Genomic DNA, 17,620 nt, shown 5'->3' on the forward strand with positions numbered 1-17,620 from the left:
CTGGCTAGAAAATCAGTATCATTGCAGCTGTTGGCGTTTTTGTCATCTTAAAAGCAGGGAAGGGAAGAGAAGGTTGCTAGGTTTCTAGGTTCTAGGTACTAGGGAAGAGCAGGGAAGAGCGGTCCTGGGAAGGGCAAGAGCGGCCCTGGTTCCTGGGCGAGAAAGAGCAGGTTGCTAGGTTCTAGGTTTCTAGGTTCTAGGAAAAGCGGTTAAGAGCGGTCCTTCTCTTCCGCTTTTGCTTTTCCTAGGACCAAGGGCCCAGAACCCAGAACCATTTTTCCGCCCTTGCTCTTCCTAGTAATCTCGTCCCTAGAAAACTCGTCCCTTCTTTATCCGCCTTTGCCTTTCCCAGGACCAAGGGCCCAGAACCCAGAACCTTCTCTTCAGCTCTTGTTTTTCCGCCTTTGCTCTTCCTAGCAATCTAGTCCCTAGCAAACTCGCTCTGCTTTCCTAGCCCCTTTTCCCCTGCACAACCACATAGTGCTCTCGGATAGTGTTCTGCATAACTGGCGTGAGATTATCCCAGACCAGCAAATCGACTCGAAAGGGCAGGCTGCTTTCTTCAAAGGCTTGTTGCAATTGATAGACCGCTAAATCTTGTGGTTTGTCGGCAAAAGCCACCAAATCTAAATCTGAGCGCGTATTGGCCGTGCCTTTCGCTCTTGAGCCAAATGCCCATACCAAGGTTTCCGGTAAGTACAGCGCTAACAGTTGAGCGACTTCCTTCGCTTGATCTTCCGTGATAGCAAGTTTAGGTTGCGTTACTTTTTCCATGCTTGACCGCTTAACGTTTGGTACAACAAAATGGCCTCGGTAACAAAATCATTCATTAATGCCAAGGCTTCATCGGCTTTTTCCCCGCTGTAATCATGCGACGTAGCCACTCGGGCTTTGGCATAGTGCATCCACCGTTCGATGCTACTGGGTAGCAACATGTTTTCATGAGCAAGGCGTAAAACCGGATTGGGCCCATTTGGCACTTCAGGCAAACCGATGTTTTCCGAAAGATAACGTTTGGTGATTTTCCAAAGGCTATCCCAACAGGTTTCAAAGCGTTGAATTATTGACTCCTTGACGGCTTCAATAATCCATGGCTCGGTTTCCTCTATCTGCAGTTGATTTAGCCGCTCATTTTGCTCTTGTAGCAGATGCAGTGAGCGTTCAAATTTATCAAATTGGATCATGAATTACTCCTTGATAGCTCAGCATTAAGAGCAGGAAAAGTGGGGAAGAGCGGTCCTGGGAAGGGCAAGAGCGGTCCTGGTTCCTAGGCGAGAAAGAGCAGGTTGCTAGGTTCTAGGTTTCTAGGTTCTAGGGAAAAGCAGGAAAGAGCGGTCCTTCTCTTCCGCTTTTGCTTTTCCTCGTAACCTAGCTTCTAGAAAACTCGTTTCCTGCTTTTTCTTTTCCTAGGACCAAGGGCCCAGAACCCAGAACCTTCTCTTCAGCTCTTGTTTTTCCGCCCTTCCTCACTCATACCCATTCGGGTTGTTGGACTGCCAGCGCCACGTATCGGCGACCATGGTCTCCAGCGAGCGCGTTGCTTTCCAGCCGAGTGCTTCGGCGGCGTAGGATGGGTCAGCCCAACATTCTGCGATGTCGCCAGCGCGGCGCGGTTTGATTTCATAGGCGATTGGGCGCTCGGCGGCTTTTTCAAAGGCGGCGACCATTTCCAATACGCTGTTGCCTTGGCCTGTGCCTAAGTTAAAAATGTGCAAGCCCGCTTGTTGGCCCACTTTATTCAGCGCCGCAAGGTGGCCATCGGCTAAGTCAACCACGTGAATGTAATCGCGCACGCCAGTGCCATCGGGTGTTGGGTAGTCGTTGCCAAACACGCCCAGTTTGTCACGTCGGCCCACTGCCACTTGGGCAACAAAAGGCAACAGGTTGTTGGGAATGCCTTGCGGATCTTCGCCAAGCAGGCCAGATTGATGTGCGCCTACAGGGTTAAAGTAGCGCAGCAAGGTGATGCTCCACTGTGGGTTGGCGTGGTGAAAGTCGCGCAAGCACTCTTCCACCATCAGCTTACTGCGCCCGTAAGGGTTGGTGGCCGAGGTCGGGAAATCTTCGCGAATAGGCACCGAGGCAGGGTCACCGTACACCGTGGCCGACGAACTAAAGATGAGACTTTTGACTCCAGCTTTGTCCATTTCGCGCACCAGATTCAAGGTGCCAGAGACGTTGTTATCATAATACATCAGCGGTTTTTCCACCGACTCGCCCACCGCTTTCAGGCCAGCAAAGTGGATCACGCCATCAATGTGATGTTCAGTAAAGATGGTTTGTAGAATAGCGCTATCGCGGATATCGCCTTGATAAAAGGTCGGCCGCACGCCCGTGACTTGCTGAATACGATCCAGCACCAAAAGTTTACTGTTGTACAAATTGTCGAGAATAATTGGCGTCATGCCTGCTTCGATCATCTGAATACAGGTGTGGCTGCCGATATAGCCACTGCCTCCGGTGACAAGAATATTCATGCTGTTCCTCTGAAGTATTGTTTGCAAAATCTGAAGTATTTTTTGCAAAATTTTTAGCCAAATTGACGGCGTTAGTTTACGCAAACTCGCCACAAAAAGCGATCTCCCTACCGCTGGCGAAGCCGTCTTGAATCGATCATGCCTTCGTCTTCCCTGTGTCACATTCGCTTGTTGAGATAAGCCAAGCTTGAGTAAAAACGAGCTTGGGCAAAACCTCATTCAGACAAAGCGGAGTGTCGTATGCAGATCACCGTTGTTGGGGCTGGCTATGTCGGGCTGGCCAATGCCGCGCTGCTAGCGCAGTACCACCATGTCACAGTGCTGGACTTAAACCCGCAGCGGGTAGCGCAAATTAACGCGCGGCAGTGCCCGATCATCGATCAAGATATTCAACGCTTTATGGCTTCTGGCTTACTCAACCTCACCGCGACGGTGGATGCACCAAGTGCCTATCAAAACGCCGAGCTGGTGATTGTCGCCACGCCGACCGATTATGATCCGCGCAACAATGGCTTTGACACCTCTTCGGTAGAGTCGGTGATTGACGAGGTGCATCGCTATCGGCCACAAGCGCTGGTGGTGGTGCGCTCAACCGTGCCGGTCGGGTTTACCGAGCGTGTTCGCCGTGGTGAATCGGGCAAAAACGTGCTGTTTGCCCCGGAGTTTTTACGAGAAGGGCGCGCGTTGTACGACAGCCTTTACCCATCGCGCATCATTGTTGGCGAGCAAAGTGAGAGAGCAAGATGGGTCGCGGATCTGTTTGCGCAAGCGGCGGAAAAAAACGATGTTCCAGTGCTGCTGATAAACGCCACCGAAGCCGAGGCGGTCAAGCTCTTTTCCAACACCTATCTGGCCATGCGGGTGGCCTATTTCAATGAGCTGGATTCTTACGCCGAAGTGCATGGTTTGGATAGTCGACAAATCATTCAAGGTGTGGGGCTCGACCCGCGCATTGGTGACCACTACAACAACCCTTCCTTTGGCTATGGCGGCTATTGTCTCCCCAAGGATACTAAGCAATTGTTGGCCAACTATCGTGATGTCCCCAACTGCCTGATCAAAGCGATTGTTTCGGCCAATCGCACCCGTAAAGACTTTATCGCTGAGTCAATTTTAAAGCGTCATCCGCAAGTGGTGGGCATCTACCGCTTAATCATGAAAGCCAACTCCGACAATTTCCGTTTTTCTTCGGTGCAGGGGATCATGAAGCGGCTCAAAGCGCGCGGCATTGAGGTGGTGGTGTATGAGCCCGTGCTGGAAGAAGAGCGCTTTTTTAACTCGCCCGTAATGCGTGATTTAGCGCAGTTCAAAGCGAAGGCGGAGGTGATCGTCACCAATCGGATGGTGGAAGAGCTCAGCGATGTGGCGCATAAAGTCTATACGCGCGATCTGTTTGGCCAGGATTAGCCTCAGTGCTCTCTTCTAGAAGCAACAAAAAAAACCGACGTGCGTGACGTCGGTTTTTCATCTGCGTGTTCAATCTAGGATTGAAGTGAGCGCGTTGGACATTACGCTTTCATTTTTGCCGCCGCTTTCGCGATGGCAGCAAAGCTCTTCGCATCCAGAGAAGCACCGCCCACTAGCGCGCCATCGATGTCTGGCTGTGCAAAGTACGCTTCTGCGTTTTCTGGTTTTACAGAGCCGCCGTACTGGATGATCACTTGCTCAGCGACTGCCGCGTCTTTCTCTGCGATCAGGGCGCGGATAGAAGCGTGGATGCGCTGTGCGTCATCAGCAGTTGCTGCTTTACCTGTGCCGATAGCCCAGATTGGTTCGTAAGCGATGATCGCGCCGTTCAGAGCTTCAACGCCGTACGCGTCGATCACCGCGTTGATTTGACGTGCACAAACCGTTTCGGTTTCGCCCGCTTCGTTTTGCGCTTCAGTTTCACCGATACAGAACACAGGCTTCAGGCCGTTCTCTTTCAGGAAAGCAAATTTCTGCGCGACGAATTCGTCTGATTCGTTGTGGTATTCACGACGCTCAGAGTGGCCGATGATGATGTGCGTTGCACCGAAATCTTTCAGCATCGCTGGAGACATGTCGCCAGTGTATGCGCCGCTGTTGTGGATGTCAGTGTTCTGTGCACCAAGAATGATCTTGTTGCCGCCTTGCGCGATCAGACGCTCAGCCATATCCAAGTAAAGTGCTGGTGGAGCAACCGCAACGTCAACACCTTCAACGCCTTCTAGCTCAGCGTTAAGACCAGTTAGCAGCTCAGTTACCATTGCTTTGCTGCCGTTAAGTTTCCAGTTACCCATCACTACAGGACGACGCATAGGAATATCTCCATATCTTTTATTGGTTCAAGGTTTCACCTCTAAGCCGAGGTGAAGCGCATTTATGTAAAAAATCTACGTAGGAATATAACAGAATTATGTGGCCAGATCATGACTCGTGTCATTAGTTATGGCTTTCTCTCGCTTGGTCGGCGCTGCTTTATCCACTGATAATATGGTTAAAAGCAATCGATTGGTGATCTGTCTGGCATAATGATAGTCAATCACTCGGCATTTTCCTTTCAGATTGCTATTTATGGGGGGCAAATGCCAACCATGCCTCAAGGATAAAAGGAAAGGTCATGCCTCATTTAGTTTTAGAATATTCCAATTCGGTGGAAGAGCGCATCAATGTGCCCGGATTGCTGGAAGATCTGCACCAAATCGCGCTGGATTGCGGCTTGTTTGACAAACCTTCGGTGAAATCGCGTACGCTGCGCAGCCATCATTGGCTGGTGGGGGAAGAGGGCGATAGCGTGGATTTTATTCATGTCAGTTTTGATCTGCTTTCTGGGCGCAGTGAAGAGCAAAAACGCGAGCTTTCCCGCCAACTCATGGCGGTGTTGCAAGAGCAAGCCAGCCATGTGCGCAGCTTAACGGTCAATATCCGAGATATGGACAAAGCGTGCTTTCAGAAAGTGGTAAACTAAGCTGCCGCCGCGACCGACCGCGACCGACCGCGACTGACCGCGACTGAGAACAGCCTGCAAGCGATATCAGTTTCGAGTCTTATAAAAAGTAAAAGGCCCTGTTTGCGTTTCAGGGCCTAAGATTAATAGAAGTTTTTCGTTGTGAAGGGAATAATTTGCGCTTCACTGTGCGGTGGTTCTTTACCGTCACTTTCCAGTGCAGCACGAAATTTCACCATCTGTTTTGTCAGTTCATTCATTAACACCACGTTGGTGTGAACGGGGTTTTTGCAGCGGCTGATCACGCGATCAATATGGCTTTGCTGCGCCTCCAAGCGCTCGCGCATCGCTTCAGACGCGGACAGAATCATCTCTTTGCACATTTCCTGCTTAAACTGATTGAAAGCGGCCGGGTTTTCGGCGGCAAGAGTCATCATCTCATCGAATGACGGTAATCTCTGGTCCAGTTGTGGATATCCCATGGCGACTCTCCCTGTAACGATTGATGATAATTTAAACAGTAGCCATAAAATAAGCATAAATCAGAAATGAGAAAGTGGCGCAGGGATGTGGCAATGTCTTAGAAGTGAGACGAGAAGGAAGCGGTTAAGAGAAGGTTGCTAGGTTCTAGGTTGCTAGGTTCTAGGTTCTAGGTTCTAGGTTCTAGGTTTCTAGGAAAGAGAAGGTTTCTAGGTGCTAGGTTCTTGCTTTTCCTAGGAGCTAGTCCCTGCTCTTTCTAGAGCCTAGGACCTGCTCTTCCTAGTCCCTGCTTACTATCCGATACGCGCAGCGGCGCTGGCCTTCGATAATGTGTTCCGTGCGCTCAATATGGCAGTGTTCACCAAGCAGCTTTTGAAAAACGTTGAGTTCAGATTGGCATAGAGCGGGGCAGCGGGTGGCGGCTCGGCAGATGGGGCAATGATTTTCGCTCAAAAGAAAGCCTTCGTTGGTCTGCTCAAGCTCGGCCATATAGCCTTCTTCTTCGCGTATTTCCGTGAGCTTTTGCAGCTTGCTGTGCAGATCGCCGCAAGCGGCCAAGGCTTTTTGATACTGGATAAAAGTGCGATGCTCTCGCTCAGCGGCGACTTTGGCTAAACCATCTGAGCCAAACAAGCTCTCGACCACGTCGATCATCTGAATGGTGAGTTCGCTGTGGCGATCGGCAAACTGCTCGTGTCCTTTGAGCGTGAGAGACCAGTGCCGAGTCGGGCGGCCTACTTTGACTTTGACATCGTGAAAGCTGACGATGCCCGCCTCTTCCAACCCTTGCAGATGTTGTCTGGCCCCCATGGTGGTCATGCCAAACTCTTCTGCCAGTTGCTTGGCGGTCACCGAGCCATCTCGCTTAATCGACTGGAGTATCCTGTCTATCGTTTTCATCTTGGCTTACAGACGCCCGTATCCTGAATGGTGCTTAAGTACAAATATTATGCGTCATAGGTTTAGTAAATAAAAGGGTTGATAAAGAACAGTGGGTAAGAGCAAGAGCGGTCCTGTGGTCCTGGAAAGGGCAAGAGCGGCCCTGGTTCCTGGGCAAGAAAGAAGGTTTCTAGGTTCTAGGAAAGGCAGGTTACGAGGTTTCTAGGTTTCTAGGCTCTAGATTCTTGCTCTTGCTCTTGCTCTTGCTCTTGCTCTTCCTAGGGCCTAGGACCTGCTCTTCCTAGTCCCTAGTCCCTAGCCCCTGCTCTTCCTTTAAAGAATAATCTGCTTGATCTCTTCGTCTTTGCGCTCTAAGTAATGGGTCGATTTGATCCGACGTATAGTGCGGCAGTGGCCACGAATCAATAAGGTTTCCGTGGTGGCGATATTGCCTTTACGGCTGATGCCTTCAAGTAGGTCGCCTTTGGTGATGCCCGTGGCGGAGAAAATGACGTTGTCGCTGCGCGCCATCTCATCCAGCTTCAGCACCTTATTCGCTTCCACACCCATTTCGCTGCAGCGCTCCAGTTCGAAAGCGGCAAAACGGCGGTTTTCTTCAGTATCGCCTTTTACGATATTTCGTGCCAATAGGCGGCCCTGCATATCGCCATCCAGCGCGCGAATCACCGCAGCAGACACGACGCCCTCTGGCGCGCCGCCAATGCAGTACATCACATCGACTTCGCTGTCTGGCATGCAGGTTAAGATAGACGCGGCGACATCGCCATCGGGCACGGCAAACACGCGCACGCCCATTTGCTGCATTTCAGCGATAACGGCATCGTGGCGTGGTTTGGCAAGGGTGATGACCACTAAGGTGTCGAGGGTTTTGCCTAGCGCCTTAGCGATGTTTTCTAAGTTCTCTTTTACTGGCTTGTTGAGGTCGATCACGCCTTTAGCGCCAGGGCCGACCACCAGTTTTTCCATATACATGTCGGGCGCTTTGAGGAAACTGCCTTTCTCACCTGCGGCTAACACCGCCAAAGCGTTCGATTGCCCCATGGCGGTCATGCGTGTGCCTTCGATAGGGTCGACCGCAATATCGACTTCATCGCCGCCTAAGCCAACGTTTTCGCCAATGTAGAGCATCGGTGCGTCGTCGATTTCGCCTTCGCCAATCACGATTTCGCCACTGATTTCGGTTTTGTTTAGCAAAGTGCGCATCACTTCAACTGCGGCGCCATCGGCGGCATTTTTGTCGCCACGGCCAAGCCATTTATACCCCGCCAGAGCGGCGCCTTCTGTCACGCGGGAAAATGCCATTGCTAAATCGCGTTTCATGTTGTCTCCAAAAGTCAAAATCGAAGGAAGAGAAAAATTGGCGGCGATTCTAGCATAAAAAACAGGGAAAACGTTTGCGGGGATCAAAAAAGAGGGAAAGCTACGAGGTTGCGAGATTCTAGTTTGCAAGGAAAGAGCTGGAAGAGAAGGTTGCTAGGTGCTAGGAAAAGAAGGTTCTAGGTACTAGGTTCTAGGAAGAGCGAGGAAGAGCTGGAAAAGAAGGTTCTAGTTGCTAGGTTTCTAGGTTCTAGGAAGGGCGAGGAAGGGCGGGGAAAAGAAGGTTTCTAGGTACTAGGTTTCTAGGTTCTAGGAAGAGCGGTTGCTCTTGCTCTTCCCCAGGACCAAGGGACCAGGACCCCAGGACCTTCTCTTCCGCTCTTGCCTTTCCTAGACCCTAGCAGCTGCTCTTCTTAGTCCCGCTCTGGTTTTACTCTACATCTTCCATCTTACCCAGTAGGGTGCGGATGCGTTCTTGCCACTGAGCGTGTTCTTGTTGAGCTTGTTGAGATTTTTGCTCGAGCTCTGCGTGTTGGGCGCGCAGTTGGTCGGCTTCGCTAGCCAGCTTCGCCTTATCTTCTTTCAGCTCTTCGACTTCCATTTGCAGTAGTGCGATGGTATCCACTGCGGTCTGAATTTTTGCTTCCAGTTTTTCTAATACTTCAAAAGACATTTTGGCCTACCTATTCTTATTCGGTTCAATGAGCGCAGCCCATGCTGCGGCTCTCTCTATTAGCCTCATTCTACTCAGCACAAGGCATAGAAACACCTGCTATGTTGGAAAAATTGCATCATTTGCCTAAAAAAACAGCGCATTGAGGCAATGCGCTGATTTTTTCTCACTTTTTAACCGCGTGAAACGTGCTTTCTCGCGCTTTTCTCTCGCCTTGAGTGCCGTAATTAGAGCTCAGGCTCTTCAAAGTCGGCGCTAAGTGGCTCTTGCGAAAGGATGATGCCAGTGCTGTCGGCGTAGAGGTAATCTTCCGGTAAGAAGGTCACACCACCGAAATTGACGGGAATATCGACTTCGCCAATGCCTTGCGCTGACGCGCCGACCGGAATCGAGGCGAGCGCTTGAATGCCGAGGTTCATATCTTCCAGCTCGTCAATTTCACGCACGCTGCCATAGACAACAATGCCTTCCCATTCGTTTTCTTCTGCTAGGGTGGCAATTTCTGCATCGACCAGTGCGCGGCGCAATGAGCCTCCGCCATCGACCAGCAGCACGCGTCCAACACCATCTTGTTCCAGCGTCTCACGAATCAGCGAGTTATCTTCGAAGCATTTTACAGTGGTGATTTGCCCGGCAAATGAGGCACGCCCACCGAAGTTGCTGAACATCGGCTCGACCACATCCACTTGATCCAGATAGATATCACATAGGGCAGAGGTGTTGTATTCCATAGCATACCTTTTTCGGTAAATGAATTTTCTCTTGAGTATATCTGCGCATTAAGTCAATGCAATGACAATTAGTGATTAACTAACAAGAGTTTGAGCTATCACAACTGTTGCAAACAAAATATTGGTGACCAATGAGCACTTCACCACCACGGGCATCATCGGCGCAATTTGAGCGGGTTGATGGGTTAACCACACCGCTTTGCCATGATTAATAACCAGTAACAGGCTGAAAATAAAAGGAAAGCTGAACCACAGTGGTTTGCCTTGCAACAGCAAGTAAATGGCAAACGCCAGCACCGCGCCACCGAGTAATACGAAGTGGTATTGCTTGGCTTTGCGCTGACCGAGGCGAACTGCAACAGTGCGTTTCCCGCACGCGGCGTCGTTTTCGATATCGCGCATGTTGTTGATATTCAGTACCGCGACCGCTAACAAGCCGCAGCCCAAGGCAGGCAAAAACAGCGCTGAATCCAACACGCCGGTATGAAGGAAATAGGTGCCGGAAACACCGAGCAAACCGAAGAATATGAATACCGAGAGATCGCCCAGACCCACATAGCCATAAGGCTTATTGCCCATGGTGTAAGCAATGGCGGCGAGGATGGCTAAAATACCCAAAGCGATAAACGCGAGGATGCTTTGTAAACTGCTTAAGGCATAAAACACCAGTGCTAAACCCGAGACGATGGTAAGCAAAATATTAAATACGATGGCACGTTGCATCTCTTTAGCGCTGACCGCGCCAGATTGCATTGCTCGCAATGGGCCAAGGCGCTTGTCGTTGTCGGTGCCTTTGACGGCATCGCCATAGTCGTTGGCTAAGTTAGACAAGATTTGCAGCAAAGTGGCGGTGATAAACGCCAGCAGAGCGACCACCAATGAGAATTGCCCCGAAGAGTAAGCCAGCACACTGCCAGTTAAAATGGAGACCAAAGCCAGAGGCAATGTTTTAGGGCGCGCGGCATCAAGCCAGATTCTCAGAGATTGATTCATGTGTGTTTCGTGCGAGTAAAACCGACGGTCAGTATACGAAGAAACACGTAAGGAAGAAAGGGAGAAGAGAAGGTCGCTAGGGACTAGGAAAAGAAGGTTCTAGGTGCTAGGAAAAGAAGGTTCTAGGTTCTAGGTTTCTAGGAAGAGCGGATAAGAGCGGGCCTGGGAAGGGCAAGAGCGGCCCTGGTTCCTAGGTCGCTAGGTTCTAGGAAGAGCAGGAAGAGCAGGAAGAGCGGTCCTTCTCTTCCGCTTTTTCTCTTCCTAGCAATCTAGACCCTAGAAAACTCGCCCCTTCTTTTTCCGCTCTTGCTCTTCCCCAGGACCATAGGACCTTTTTTTCCGCTTTTCCAAGGGCCCAGGACCCCAGGACCTTCTCTTACGCTCTTGCCTTTCCTAGTACCTGCTCTTCCCTAGAACCTAGAACCTTGTTTTCCCTTAAAGAATAAAGCGGCTCAGATCTTCGTCTGCGACAAACTCACCGAGGCGCTGCTTGACGTATTGCGCGTCGATGACAAACTTGGCGCCAGATTTTTCTGTGGCGTCGAAGGAGATTTCATCCATCAAACGTTCCATCACGGTGTGCAGACGGCGTGCGCCGATGTTTTCCGTGGTTTCGTTGACGGTCCATGCGGCTTCGGCTATTTGGCTGATGCCATCTTCAGTGAACTCGATATCAACCTGCTCGGTTTTCATCAGGGCGATGTATTGCTCGGTCAGAGAGGCTTTAGGTTCGGTCAGGATGCGTTTGAAATCGTGGCTGGTCAGCGCTTCGAGCTCGACGCGGATCGGCAGGCGGCCTTGCAGCTCGGGGATCAAATCAGACGGTTTGGACACTTGGAATGCGCCGGAGGTGATGAACAGAATGTGGTCAGTTCGCACCATGCCGTGTTTGGTCGATACGGTGCTGCCCTCAATCAGCGGTAGTAGGTCGCGCTGCACCCCTTCACGAGAGACATCTGGGCCTGAGCTTTCGCCGCGCTTACAGATTTTGTCGATCTCATCGATAAACACGATGCCGTTGTTCTCAACGTTGTAAATCGCCTGATCTTTCAGCTCTTCTTGGTTGACCAGCTTCGCCGCTTCCTCTTCGATCAGCGCTTTCATTGCATCTTTGATTTTCAGTTTGCGTTTTTTGCTGGTGTTGCCCGCAAGGCTTTGGAACATTCCCTGCAGCTGGTTGGTCATCTCTTCCATGCCCGGAGGCGCCATGATCTCCACGCCCATTTGCGGTGCAGCGACATTGACTTCAATCTCTTTGTCGTCGAGCTTACCTTCACGCAATTTCTTGCGGAAAATTTGTCGCGTATTGGAGTTGTCGTCGCTCTGCTCACTTTGCCCCCATGCATCGCGTGCTGGCGGCAGCAAGGCATCAAGCACGCGCTCTTCCGCTAGCTCTTCAGCGCGGAACTGCACTTTTTCCATCGCTTGCTGGTGGGTCATTTTCACCGCCACGTCGGTCAGATCGCGGATAATGGTTTCCACCTCTTTACCCACATAACCGACTTCGGTGAACTTGGTCGCTTCGACTTTGATAAACGGTGCGTTGGCCAGTTTAGCCAAACGGCGAGCAATTTCGGTTTTACCTACCCCAGTTGGGCCGATCATCAGGATATTTTTTGGGGTGACTTCGGCGCGCAGCCCTTCTTCAAGCTGCATGCGGCGCCAGCGGTTACGTAGGGCAATCGCCACCGAGCGTTTTGCTTTTTCCTGACCAATGATGTGACGGTTCAGTTCGTGCACAATTTCGCGGGGAGTCATTTCAGACATCTTGCTTCCTCAAATTCTGTATAAGTTACGCTTGGGTTGCGCTTGGCAACTCTGGCGTGGCCGTGAGCTCTTCAATGGTGTGATTGTGGTTGGTAAACACACAAATGTCACCGGCGATATTGAGCGCTTTGACGGCGATCTCGCGTGCGTCTAGGTCGGTGTTTTCCAACAGCGCAGTGGCAGCGGCTTGAGCGTAAGCGCCGCCTGAGCCAATCGCAATCAGGTCGTTTTCTGGCTGCACCACGTCACCGTTACCAGTGATGATGAGCGACGCCGTTTCGTCGGCCACGGCGAGCAGCGCTTCGAGTTTGCGCAGAGCGCGATCGCTGCGCCAATCTTTGGCCAGTTCAACCGCGGCTTTGGTCAGATGGCCTTGGTGCATCTGCAATTTGCTTTCGAAGCGTTCAAATAGGGTAAAGGCGTCGGCTGTGCCACCTGCAAAGCCAGCCAGCACTTTGTTGTTGTAAAGACGGCGAACTTTGCGCGCATTGCCTTTCATGACGGTGTTGCCCAAAGACACTTGTCCGTCTCCGGCGATGACGACTGTGTTGTTACGACGTACAGATACTATGGTAGTCACGAGCAGACCTCTTGATACTTTTCACGATGGAGTTGTTTGATATATGGGGGTGGTAAAAGAGAATTCAAGAGCGAATCGAGGGCGGAGAAAGGGGGCCAGCCGAGGCAAATAAAAAGGCACAAGTGATGCACTTGCGCCTTTTCGAGTTTGCTATTTTACTGCGCTTCTTTCCAGATCGCGCAAGGCTCAATTTTGGCGCGTTGCAGCTTATGCCGATCGCGCTCGGCGTCCCTTTTGGTGGTGTACGGCCCTAGCACCACGCGATACCAGTCGCTGCCCTCTTTTTTGCGGATCTTACTGGTGATGCCTTGAAAGGCGATGTCTAGCTTGCGCGCTTCAGCTTGATCTAGCGTTTTGTAAGCACCGCACTGCATGATGTAAGGAATGGCTGAGATTTCCTGCTCTTTGGCCACCACTTCGATTTCGCGTTTAGGCAGAGACTCCACGTATTGCCATTTTTCTTCTGGCGGAGGAGGCAGCTCTTTTTTCGCTGCGGGCTTGGGAGTTGGTTTGCTTTGTTGCACGACCGGCACGGGGGGCTCCGGGTCGTTATTAAGGATATACAGGCCATAGCCAAACGCGCCAACCAGCAAAATTGCCAGTAGGCCTGCGCGCCAAGGTTTTCTTTTCGCTGTGGCGGTCTTTTTAGTAGCCGGTTTTTTGGGGCTACGACCACGCCTTACATAATCTTTAGCCACGATAATTACTAACTATGATTTATTCAGCCAGACATGGTAATCCAGAATGACAGAACAGAACAGGGCACGGCGTAATAAAAGGAAGCGACGCAACACAATGCGCCGCTTTGACTTGGTTTGAGCGCTTAACGCAATCTCGGTGGCGCGGCGCTGCCACGGATCACCAGTTGCGTTTCGAGCAGGCGAGAGCCGCTGTGGATCTCATGCCCTTTGAGCACTTCAAGCATCATCAACATCGCTTGACGGCCAATCTCATAGCGCGGCTGAGAGATGGTGGTTAAAGGGGGATCGCAGTACTGGGCAAATTGAATGTCGTCAAAACCGACCACGGAGAGATCTTGTGGAACGCGCAGGCCCAGTTTTTTCGCTTCTTGAATCGCGCCAATCGCCATGGTGTCGCAGTGGCAGAATACGGCTGTCGGCGGTTCAGGTAACTCTAACAACTGGCGAATGGCCTCTGTACCGCCGGCGAACGAGAATTCGGCTTCCGCGCAGTAATCCGGGTTCATGGTGATGCCAGCGCGTCGTAGCGCTTGTTGATAGCCTTGCTGACGGAACTGACACAGCACCGCAGACGATGGACCTGAGATTTGCGCGATGCGTTTGTGACCCAACTGGGTTAAGTAGTTCACGGCTTCAAACGCCGAGGTTAGGTTGTCGATGTGCACGGTGGGCAGTTCGAGCTCGGGGGCGAACTCACACGCCATCACCATCGGCGGCAGGTTTTTCTGCTCCGGCTTGCTGACATCAAACGGCAGATCGGTGCCAAGCAGCAACATACCATCGGCTTGTTTGGTGAAGACAAGGTTGACGAACGAGCTTTCGCGACGCTTTTGCTGACCACTGTCGCCCAGTAGAACCAAGTAGCCTTGCTCCATCGCTGCGTCTTCGATACCGCGAATAATCTCGGTAAAGTAAGGGTCACAGATGTCTGGGACAATCGTTACTATGGTTTTTGATTCGTTCCGACGTAAATTTCTTGCAAGCGAGTTTGGTGAATATCCAGCCTCTAAAACCGCGTCTTCCACCCGTTTTCTGGTGGTGGCCGACACTTTTTCGGGATTCATTAGTGCTCTTGAGACCGTGGCGGTCGAGACACCAGCAAGCTGGGCAACATCCTTCATTGTCGCCATAAATTAAACCCTCTTTTTCGCCATGATTGACGTTCAATTATTGTTCTGATGCAAAATATGAGATAACCCGGATAGTCTATTCATTTCTTCAGCGAAAGTTACGGCGGAATTAACAGAATTTACATTCTTCATGTGATTGTCATCACGTAAAAAGGTAATACCTTGCAAGTATCGAAGATTGTTTGAAGATTTTATCGTTTGCTAGCTCAAATCCTGTGGCTCAATGTCTACGATCCATCGTACTTTCTTTGCATTCGGTAACATTTCAATCGCCGGTTTCGCGCTGATTAACAATTTTTGCATCAAGACGCGGCTTTGCGTTTGCAGCAGCAGTTGCCAGCGATATTTGCCCGCGCGTTTGGCCAGCGGCGACGGGGTCGGCCCAAGCACTAAACAGGTGTCATCAAACAAGGGATGGGACTCGAGGGTGAGACGAACTTGGCGCAAGAACACCTCGCAAAGCTCGCTGTGATTGGCCTCGGCGCGAAACAGGGTTAAAAAGCTGTAGGGCGGCAGTTGGGCGATGCGTCGTTCTTCTAACGCGCTTAGGGCAAACGAGCGATAGTCCTTGGTCAGCAAGGCTTGCAGCAGCGGGTGTTCCGGATGATGGGTTTGCAGCAGCACTTCACCGGGTTTGCTGGCGCGCCCAGCGCGTCCGGCCACCTGGATAAACAACTGGGCCAATCGCTCGGAAGCGCGAAAATCACTGCTGTAGAGCGAGCCATCCACATCAAGCAAAGCAACCAGCGTCACATCAGGAAAATGGTGCCCTTTGGCCAGCATCTGCGTGCCGATCAAGATTTGATACTCGCCGCGTCGGATCGCTTGCAATGCATCTTCCAAGCTGCCTTTGCGCCGCGTGCTGTCTCGGTCAATACGGATCGCTTTGTACTCGGGAAAGAGGTTTTCCAACTGGTTCTCTAGCTGCTCGGTGCCGACGCCAACGGTGACCAACTGAGTGGAACCGCATCCTTGGCACTGATGAATCACCGGCTGCTGCGAGCCGCAATGGTGGCAGCGGATCTCGTTGCTGTATTGATGGTAGGTGTAGTAGGCATCGCAGCGTTTACATTCCGCAATCCAGCCGCATTGGTGGCACATCAGTGCTGGGGAGAAACCGCGCCGATTGAGAAACAGCATCACCTGATTACCCGCTTGGAGATGGCGGCGCATTTCGACAATCAAGGGCGCAGACAAGCCACTTTCCAAATAGAGCCCTTTGACATCCAGCACTTGGTTGCGTGTTGGTACGGCAACGCCGGCCCGCTGGGTTAAAGTCAGATGGTGGTATTTGCCGCTGAGTGCATTGTGCAGCGACTCCAGAGCTGGCGTCGCCGAGCCGAGGATGATCGGAATATCTTCTTTGGCGGCGCGCATCACCGCCACATCGCGCGCGTGGTAACGCAGGCTATCTTGCTGTTTATAGGACGTATCGTGCTCTTCATCGACGATGATCATGCCCAAGTCGGCAAACGGCGTGAACAAGGCCGAGCGAGTGCCAATCACAATGCCAGCCACTTTGTCGCGCGCGCTCAGCCAAGCGTTGAGGCGTTCAGTGTCGTTCAGACCCGAGTGAATCACCGCCACGGGGACATTAAAGCGGCGGCGAAAACGGTTAATGGTTTGCGGGGTTAAGCCGATTTCCGGCACCAGCACCAGCGCTTGGCGACCTTGGGCTAAGATCGGTTTGATCAGGTTTAAGTACACTTCGGTTTTACCCGACCCCGTCACCCCCTCAAGCAAGAAGCTGGCAAAGCTCGTCTGGCACTGTACGGTGGCAATGGCGATCGCTTGCTCTTGATTGAGTTTCGGCTTGTCGTTCTCATTTTCAATCGCCTCGCCCCAAGCTTGGACTTGCGGCGTTTTGTCTTGGCTTTCGATCCAACCTTTCTCTTCGAGGGCTTTGAGCACCGTAGAAGAAATCTCTTCATCGAGAAAGCGCTGATGGCTAACTGGGCCATCGGCGAGCATTTTCATCACTCGCGCCTGTTTGACCGCGCGGCCAAAATACTGCATCAACTGGCTTTTGCCTTGCTCGGTTAACTGCCACTCCTGCAAAGTGGCAAAATCGGCCGCTTTACCTTTGCGCAGCGCCGCGGGTAGGGCGTTGTGCAGCGTTTCTCCCAGTGGATGCTGATAATATTGGCTGCACCATTGCAGCAGGCTATACACTGGCGCGGGCCACAGCGGCTGGCTATCCAGCACTGCTTTGACCGATTTGAGTTGCTCACGCGGAAAGTCCGATTCCTGCACCAGCGCCGTGACAATGCCGACCAGCGTCTGCCGGCCAAACGGTACGCTCACCCGACCGCCGATAATGGGAAACAGATGACTGGGCACCAGATAATCAAACTGTTTATCAAGAGGGACGGGTAGGGCAACTCGGGCAATCGATGGGCGCATAAGGTAGCGTGAGTAAACAGAAAAATAATGACTGACAGTCTAAAGGAAGCGGCGGGCAAATTCGAGAAGCGATGGCTGATTAAAAAACTAGCGCAAAATGGCGCAAATAGGTTGATCCATTTGAGTCGATTCATTACTATATCGCGCCTTAAGATATGGCTTCGCACCAGCGAGCGCGGTATCTAAGAGTTCATTTTTAACTACGTGTGGTGTGCGGCAAAGGCTCGTATAGCGACACGGCCTACTATTTGAGGTTATCCCATGAAAGCTGGTATCCACCCAGAATACAAAGCAGTAAACGCAACTTGTTCTTGCGGCAACTCTTTCGTTTTTAGCTCTACTCTAGCTAAAGAATCTATCCACCTAGACGTATGCGACAAGTGCCACCCATTCTACACTGGTAAGCAACGTATCGTTGATACAGGCGGCCGTGTTGATCGCTTCAACAAGCGTTTCGGTGCTCTATCAAGCGGTAAGAACTAATCACATTTGTGATGACTGTTTGAGAAAAGGTCGCTTCGGCGGCCTTTTTGCTTTTTGCCTTTCTATTATTTTCCTCG

At 51.5% G+C, this 17,620-nt stretch carries 18 protein-coding genes; 3 read left to right on the plus strand and 15 right to left on the minus strand.

Annotated elements, in window-relative coordinates; translation table 11 throughout:
- Positions 1-450: 450 nt before the first annotated feature.
- From I3X05_RS01240 to galE, 3 genes are all read right to left on the minus strand, one after another.
- Positions 451-774 (minus strand): nucleotidyltransferase family protein, encoded by a 324-nt coding sequence (locus tag I3X05_RS01240; protein WP_045572458.1) that lies wholly within the window; start codon positions 772-774, stop codon positions 451-453.
- The gene (locus tag I3X05_RS01245; RefSeq protein WP_045572459.1) at positions 762-1,184 is read right to left on the minus strand and encodes a nucleotidyltransferase substrate binding protein; all 423 of its coding nucleotides are present in this window, start codon (positions 1,182-1,184) and stop codon (positions 762-764) included. The genes I3X05_RS01240 and I3X05_RS01245 overlap by 13 nt, the downstream gene beginning before the upstream one ends.
- Positions 1,185-1,466: 282 nt before the next feature.
- Entirely contained in the window at positions 1,467-2,477 is a 1,011-nt protein-coding gene (gene galE / locus I3X05_RS01250; protein WP_193158139.1) for a UDP-glucose 4-epimerase GalE, read from the minus strand.
- Positions 2,478-2,717: 240 nt separating this feature from the next.
- Here galE and I3X05_RS01255 point away from each other — a divergent pair, with 240 nt between their 5' ends.
- Positions 2,718-3,884: a nucleotide sugar dehydrogenase gene (locus I3X05_RS01255; protein WP_193168260.1), complete on the plus strand. Its 1,167-nt coding sequence runs from the start codon at positions 2,718-2,720 to the stop codon at positions 3,882-3,884.
- Between the two features lie 101 nt (positions 3,885-3,985).
- On the opposite strand, the gene tpiA is transcribed toward I3X05_RS01255, so the two are convergent.
- Positions 3,986-4,756, minus strand: a complete 771-nt coding sequence (gene tpiA, locus I3X05_RS01260; protein ID WP_045572463.1) for a triose-phosphate isomerase — start codon at positions 4,754-4,756, stop codon at positions 3,986-3,988.
- Positions 4,757-5,058: 302 nt separating this feature from the next.
- On the opposite strand from tpiA, the gene I3X05_RS01265 reads away from it, so the two are divergent.
- On the plus strand, positions 5,059-5,406 hold the full coding sequence (locus I3X05_RS01265; protein WP_045572465.1) for a 5-carboxymethyl-2-hydroxymuconate Delta-isomerase: 348 nt from the start codon (positions 5,059-5,061) through the stop codon (positions 5,404-5,406).
- Positions 5,407-5,528: 122 nt separating this feature from the next.
- Here I3X05_RS01265 and I3X05_RS01270 read toward each other — a convergent pair whose 3' ends face one another.
- The 11 genes from I3X05_RS01270 to priA form a co-directional block, all read right to left on the minus strand.
- On the minus strand, positions 5,529-5,867 hold the full coding sequence (locus I3X05_RS01270) for a DUF3135 domain-containing protein (protein WP_337970912.1): 339 nt from the start codon (positions 5,865-5,867) through the stop codon (positions 5,529-5,531).
- 277 nt (positions 5,868-6,144) lie between these two features.
- The gene (locus I3X05_RS01275) at positions 6,145-6,765 is read right to left on the minus strand and encodes a helix-turn-helix transcriptional regulator (RefSeq protein ID WP_337970913.1); all 621 of its coding nucleotides are present in this window, start codon (positions 6,763-6,765) and stop codon (positions 6,145-6,147) included.
- A gap of 312 nt (positions 6,766-7,077) precedes the next feature.
- Entirely contained in the window at positions 7,078-8,085 is a 1,008-nt protein-coding gene (glpX, locus tag I3X05_RS01280; protein ID WP_193158142.1) for a class II fructose-bisphosphatase, read from the minus strand.
- A 427-nt stretch (positions 8,086-8,512) separates the two neighbouring features.
- Positions 8,513-8,755, minus strand: a complete 243-nt coding sequence (gene zapB, locus I3X05_RS01285) for a cell division protein ZapB (protein WP_045569782.1) — start codon at positions 8,753-8,755, stop codon at positions 8,513-8,515.
- Positions 8,756-8,982: 227 nt separating this feature from the next.
- On the minus strand, positions 8,983-9,486 hold the full coding sequence (rraA, locus tag I3X05_RS01290; RefSeq protein ID WP_193168263.1) for a ribonuclease E activity regulator RraA: 504 nt from the start codon (positions 9,484-9,486) through the stop codon (positions 8,983-8,985).
- Positions 9,487-9,561: 75 nt separating this feature from the next.
- Complete coding sequence (locus I3X05_RS01295) at positions 9,562-10,479, minus strand: 1,4-dihydroxy-2-naphthoate polyprenyltransferase (RefSeq protein WP_337970914.1); 918 nt, start codon at positions 10,477-10,479, stop codon at positions 9,562-9,564.
- 435 nt (positions 10,480-10,914) lie between these two features.
- Entirely contained in the window at positions 10,915-12,246 is a 1,332-nt protein-coding gene (hslU, locus tag I3X05_RS01300) for an HslU--HslV peptidase ATPase subunit (RefSeq protein ID WP_193243143.1), read from the minus strand.
- A 25-nt stretch (positions 12,247-12,271) separates the two neighbouring features.
- Complete coding sequence (gene hslV / locus I3X05_RS01305; RefSeq protein ID WP_039422960.1) at positions 12,272-12,826, minus strand: ATP-dependent protease subunit HslV; 555 nt, start codon at positions 12,824-12,826, stop codon at positions 12,272-12,274.
- Positions 12,827-12,981: 155 nt separating this feature from the next.
- Entirely contained in the window at positions 12,982-13,527 is a 546-nt protein-coding gene (locus I3X05_RS01310; protein ID WP_039422963.1) for an SPOR domain-containing protein, read from the minus strand.
- 122 nt (positions 13,528-13,649) lie between these two features.
- Positions 13,650-14,657: a DNA-binding transcriptional regulator CytR gene (cytR, locus tag I3X05_RS01315; protein WP_045569777.1), complete on the minus strand. Its 1,008-nt coding sequence runs from the start codon at positions 14,655-14,657 to the stop codon at positions 13,650-13,652.
- 201 nt (positions 14,658-14,858) lie between these two features.
- Positions 14,859-17,060 (minus strand): primosomal protein N', encoded by a 2,202-nt coding sequence (priA, locus tag I3X05_RS01320; protein WP_337970915.1) that lies wholly within the window; start codon positions 17,058-17,060, stop codon positions 14,859-14,861.
- A 261-nt stretch (positions 17,061-17,321) separates the two neighbouring features.
- Here priA and rpmE point away from each other — a divergent pair, with 261 nt between their 5' ends.
- Positions 17,322-17,543: a 50S ribosomal protein L31 gene (rpmE, locus tag I3X05_RS01325; protein ID WP_193167878.1), complete on the plus strand. Its 222-nt coding sequence runs from the start codon at positions 17,322-17,324 to the stop codon at positions 17,541-17,543.
- Positions 17,544-17,620: the final 77 nt, after the last annotated feature.

The organism is Vibrio navarrensis (assembly GCF_015767675.1).
GTDB lineage: Bacteria > Pseudomonadota > Gammaproteobacteria > Enterobacterales > Vibrionaceae > Vibrio.